The sequence below is a fragment of the Barnesiella sp. CU968 genome (genome assembly GCF_905219685.1).
In the GTDB taxonomy this organism is placed as follows: Bacteria; Bacteroidota; Bacteroidia; order Bacteroidales; family Muribaculaceae; genus Lepagella; species Lepagella muris_A.
The window spans coordinates 1-5,489 of record NZ_CAJMXD010000198.1 but is presented as its reverse complement, the minus strand read 5'-3'; the positions used below and the strand labels follow the sequence as shown (position 1 = coordinate 5,489).

Genomic DNA, 5,489 nt, shown 5'->3' with positions numbered 1-5,489 from the left:
ACAAATAGCAAATTGCCATCCAACTCTTGACCTCGAATTTGATTAACACTTTTTAAGAGACACTAGTGAAAAAAATTATATTTCTCGTATTGGCTGCATTTATGTCATCAATAGGCATCATGGCTCGTGAAGACGAATGGAGCACTCCCATTCCAAAGGTTGACATTGAACTGCTTCCTGCCAAGCGTNTGAATTATGGTGTGATAATTCCTTTCCGATGGCATAACGAATGCGACGACTTCGATATCCTTGTTGGAAACCGGTCTGTCGGAGACGATGCCACCTATGCGATACTTGATTCGGGAGAAAAGGTATACATGTATATAGACAATCACATGATAGAGTCTAAAAACGGGATTCCACATCTCAGTTACCTGTTTTTGCCCACTGTCCCATGGAAAGTCAACAAGATTACCACCCTGGTGATCGAAGGACGCGCACCAAATTCGCCCAAATCAACAAAAAATAATTATTACGGAGAATACGCATACAAACTGGGACCTGTCGATGTTCCAAAAGTGAAACTCGGTCCGACAGGCACGTCTGCCTTCCTTCACCCCGACTTCACACTGGGCGAGATAAAGGCTGTTCCACTGGGATCCGATCTCGTATTGGAATATACATTGACCAACAATTCCTCAAAAGATAAAAAACTGTATGTAGACAGTTTTAAAGGCTTCGCATATGACGAAGACGGGAACAAATACAGTATGTCTACTGAGTCACCGGATGCGTTCCCCTCGGGAATACCTGTAAAGGTAAGCACGACAGTACACAACGGATCCGGCATAACTAAATTCACAGGTATAGAAGTTCCATTCAGAGATCCTTCGCTTAAATGGGACACATGTTGCTTAAGACTATGGAACTTCAAACCAGAATTGACAACTAATTGACAAACAACATAATAAAATAATAGAATTAATATGAAACATTCCGTTTTACTGACCTTGGCAATCATTATCTCCACCCTGTGCAGTAATGCCCAAAGCCTGTATGTAAGCTCCATGAAAGGAAACGTCAACCTGCGGACCGCACCGTCCACAACATCGGCAAAAGCAGGCACACTGAAAAGCACGGACCTACTCCCATGCATCGAAGAACTTGACGATTGGTACAAAGTATCATACAACGGCAAGGAGGCATATGTATCAAAATCTGTAACAACTACATGCGATGCCATAATACCGGAGAGTATGTATAATAAAGACATCCAATCGAATGGCGCTTTGGACAAGATCCGTTTCCAGGGATCCATATATATAGAACCGGTAGGCAAGACACACGCGTTGATCACGGTAACCTGGATGAGAGTCAACCTCCCGGCGGAGACACAATACTATCTGGCAGAAGTAAAAGACGGCAAAATAGTAGCCACATATAGCGGCGTGTCGTATGTTGACTCATCTACTCCGGTTTCCGACATAAAGGAGCAACTTTCTCAACTTGACACTCCCATTCCTGTAGGTTTCGGGGAGTTTAACAACACTATCTACTTCGATGGTGCTGAATATTCAGAGTTTGTATAAGAAGTTGTTTAAAAAATAAAACTGACTTAGCCATCCTAATTCTTGTAAAAGATAAGCCTGCGGATTATTTCCGCAGGCTTATCTTTTATCTAAATCCTCAAGTCAAATGTCATTCCGGATCAATATTCATCCCAGCTCTTGATGCGGATGTCGGAGAGAGGTATCTCGCAGAAAGCGCGGATAAAGGCGGAGGCGAGACGTGCGTTGGTCAGCAGTGGTATGTTCAGGTCGATCGCGGCGCGACGTACCTTGTAGCCGTTGCTGAGCTCCTTGGGCGTAAGGTTCTTCGGTATGTTGACAACAAGATCGATCTCTTTGTTGTGGAGCATTTCAAGAGCCTGTGGCTGCTTGTCGTCACCCGGAAGATGCACACGTATCGCCGGCACCCCGTTGTCGGCGAGGAAACGCTGTGTGCCGTCTGTTGCATATATCACATATCCTTTGCGGTGAAGCATGCGTGCAGGTTCGAGAAGGTCGACTTTCGAACGTGCCGTGCCGCCGCTGATGAGCACTGTCTTCTTAGGCACGCTGTAGCCTACCGAAAGCATGGCTTTCAGAATTGCCTCGGAAGTGTCGTCGCCTATGCAGCCAACCTCGCCGGTCGATGACATGTCCACACCGAGCACAGGGTCTGCGCCTTGCAGACGTGAGAATGAGAATTGAGACGCCTTGATGCCGACATAGTCGAGATCAAAGGCGGATTTGGAGGGTTTATCCACGTTGAGACCGAGCATAACGCGTGTGGCTGCATCGATGAAGNTCTGTTTGGAGACTTTGGATACGAACGGGAAGCTTCGCGATGCGCGGAGGTTGCATTCGATAACCTTGATGTCGTTGTCTTTGGCGAGGAACTGGATATTGAACGGTCCCGATATGTGAAGAGCCTTGGCTATGCGGCCGGAAATCTTCTTGATGCGGCGCATGGTCTCCACGTATAGCTTTTGCGGAGGGAACTGGATGGTGGCGTCGCCGGAGTGTACGCCGGCGAACTCGATGTGTTCGGAGATGGCGTAAAGCTTTATGTCGCCGTTCTGCGCCACGGCATCCATCTCTATCTCTTTTGCTCCCTGTATGAACTCCGTAACCACTACGGGATGCTGTTTGGAGACGTTGGCGGCAAGCTTGAGGAAACGCTGCAACTCGTCTTCGTTGGAGCAGACGTTCATGGCGGCTCCGGAAAGCACATATGAGGGGCGCACAAGCACCGGGAATCCTACTTCCTCCACAAACATGTCGATGTCTTCCATCGATGTCAGCTCGCGCCAGCGCGGCTGGTCAACCCCTATTGAGTCGCAAAGCGAGGAGAATTTGTTGCGGTCTTCGGCATTGTCTATGTCTTTTGCCTGGGTGCCGAGTATGTTTACCTTTGCCTCGTCAAGCCGCATGGCGAGGTTGTTTGGAATCTGACCGCCGGTGGAGAGTATGACTCCGTGAGGAACCTCAAGCTCGAGGATGTCCATGACACGCTCATATGTGAGTTCATCGAAATAGAGTCGCTCACACATGTCGTAGTCTGTTGATACGGTTTCCGGGTTGTAGTTTATCATGACGGGGCGATAACCTGCTTCCGCAACTGTCATCAGCGCGTTGACTCCGCACCAGTCGAACTCCACGGAGCTTCCTATGCGGTATGCTCCGGAACCGAGCACCACCACGGAGCGCTTGTCGCCGAGATAGTTCACATCGTTCTGGCTGCCGTTGTATGTGAGATAGAGATAGTTGGTCTGTGCCGGATATTCGGCGGCGAGAGTGTCTATCTGCTTCACGACCGGTCTGATGCCTCTGTTCAGGCGGTTTTCACGCACCATGTTGGAGAGTTCGGCGCTTCGGCGGTTCATCTCCTCGCCCCACAGCGCGCGACCTATCTGGAAATCGCTGAATCCCTGGCTCTTCGCACGTTTCATGAGTTCGTCGGAGATCTCTTCGAGTGAAGTCAGCGATTCAAGTTCGCGACAGGTATTGAATACTGTATGAAGTTTCTGAAGGAACCAACGGTCTATTTTTGTGAGTTCGTGGATACGGTCAACTGTATATCCTCTGCGGAAAGCTTCCTCGATGACGAATATGCGTTTGTCTGTAGGCTCGCTTAGAGACTTGTCGAGATCCTGTATCCTGATTGGTTTGTTTTCCACAAATCCGTGCATCCCCTGCCCGATCATGCGGAGACCTTTCTGGATAACCTCCTCGAATGTGCGTCCGATTGCCATCACCTCGCCCACAGATTTCATGGAACTGCCGATTTCGCGGCGCACGCCGTGGAATTTTCCGAGGTCCCAGCGGGGAATCTTGCAGACGATATAGTCGAGAGCCGGCTCGAAGAAAGCGGATGTGGAGCGCGTCACAGAATTCTTAAGGTCAAACAGACCGTAACCGAGACCTAATTTGGCGGCAACGAACGCGAGCGGATATCCGGTAGCTTTTGATGCAAGAGCCGAAGAGCGCGACAGGCGGGCGTTGACCTCGATGACGCGATAATCCATCGATTCGGGGTCGAAAGCGTATTGCACGTTACATTCGCCCACGATGCCGATATGGCGGATGATCTTTATAGCGAGCTTGCGCAGCATGTGATAGTCTTCGTTGGAGAGAGTCTGCGAAGGAGCGACCACGATACTCTCGCCGGTATGGATGCCGAGCGGGTCGAAGTTTTCCATATTGCAGACTGTGATGCAGTTGTCGAAGCGGTCGCGCACAACTTCATATTCCACTTCCTTCCACCCTTTGAGACTTTTCTCAACGAGCACCTGAGGCGAGAAAGAGAGAGCCTGCTCCACAAGCGAGATGAGTTCATCGCGGTTGTCGCAGAAGCCGCTGCCAAGACCTCCCAGGGCGTACGCGGCGCGTATGATTACCGGATAGCCGAGTCTGTCGGCAGCCGCGAGAGCGTCTTCTACTGATTCCACAGCCTCGCTCTTGATAGTCTTTACATCTATCTCGTCGAGCTTCTTCACGAAAAGTTCCCGGTCTTCGGTATCCATGATGGCGCGTACGGGAGTTCCGAGCACCTTAACGTCATATTTCTCAAGCACGCCGGATTCATAGAGCTTCACGCCGCAGTTGAGCGCGGTCTGTCCGCCGAATGCAAGGAAAATGCCGTCCGGGCGTTCCTTCTCTATCACTTTCTCCACAAAATATGGAGTGACGGGAAGGAAATATATTTTGTCGGCAAAGCCTTCCGAGGTCTGCACTGTGGCGATGTTGGGGTTTATCAACACCGTTTCGATGTTTTCCTCTTTCATGGCTTTCAGCGCCTGTGATCCACTATAGTCAAATTCTCCGGCTTCTCCGATCTTGAGTGCTCCGGAACCGAGAAACAATACTTTCTTGATAGCCATTTTTTATTATTGTAGAGTGAAGAATTTCAAAGAGAGAGTTGTGAGGGGAGCGGATAAATATGCCGTTATATTACAAAAAAAGTTGCGGGCACCAAGACCCTCAACTCTTTTATATCACAACAATGCAATAAATTCATCGAATATGAATTCCGTATCTTTCGGACCGCTGCTTGCTTCCGGGTGGAACTGCGCGGAGAAGAAAGGTTTCGATTTATGCCGTATGCCCTCGTTGGTACCGTCGTTCATGTTTATGAAATGCGGTTCCCAGTCGGCGGGAATAGTGTCGTTGTCTACGGCGAATCCATGGTTCTGAGATGTTATGAAGCAACGTTCCGTGCCGCTGAGACGCACCGGCTGGTTATGGCTGCGGTGTCCGTATTTGAGTTTGTAGATCTTCGCGCCTGCGGCTTTGCTGAGGAGCTNATTTCNCATGCAGATTCCGCATATAGGCTTGCCGATCTCGAAAGCCTTGCGGATATTCTCCACTGTCTTTTCCGCAAATTCGGGGCTGCCGGGACCGTTGCTGATGAAAAGACCGTCGTAGGGTATCTGAGTGAAGTCATAATCCCACGGCACGAGTGTGACTCTCACGCNGCGGCGTGTCAGACAGCGGATGATATTGTAA

The 5,489-nt window shown here is 49.7% G+C and carries 2 protein-coding genes and 1 pseudogene; 1 reads left to right on the top strand and 2 read right to left on the bottom strand.

Annotation, left to right across the window (positions count from 1 at the left end; translation table 11 throughout):
- Positions 1–926: 926 nt before the first annotated feature.
- Positions 927–1,529, top strand: coding sequence for an SH3 domain-containing protein (locus JX312_RS08545; RefSeq protein ID WP_123403143.1), 603 nt, complete (start codon positions 927–929; stop codon positions 1,527–1,529).
- Between the two features lie 119 nt (positions 1,530–1,648).
- Here JX312_RS08545 and carB read toward each other — a convergent pair whose 3' ends face one another.
- Both carB and JX312_RS08535 read right to left on the bottom strand, forming a co-directional pair.
- Positions 1,649–4,864, bottom strand: coding sequence for a carbamoyl-phosphate synthase (glutamine-hydrolyzing) large subunit (gene carB, locus JX312_RS08540; RefSeq protein WP_204457702.1), 3,216 nt, complete (start codon positions 4,862–4,864; stop codon positions 1,649–1,651).
- 114 nt (positions 4,865–4,978) lie between these two features.
- Positions 4,979–5,489, bottom strand: a pseudogene (locus JX312_RS08535) (carbamoyl-phosphate synthase (glutamine-hydrolyzing) small subunit); the annotation flags it as partial.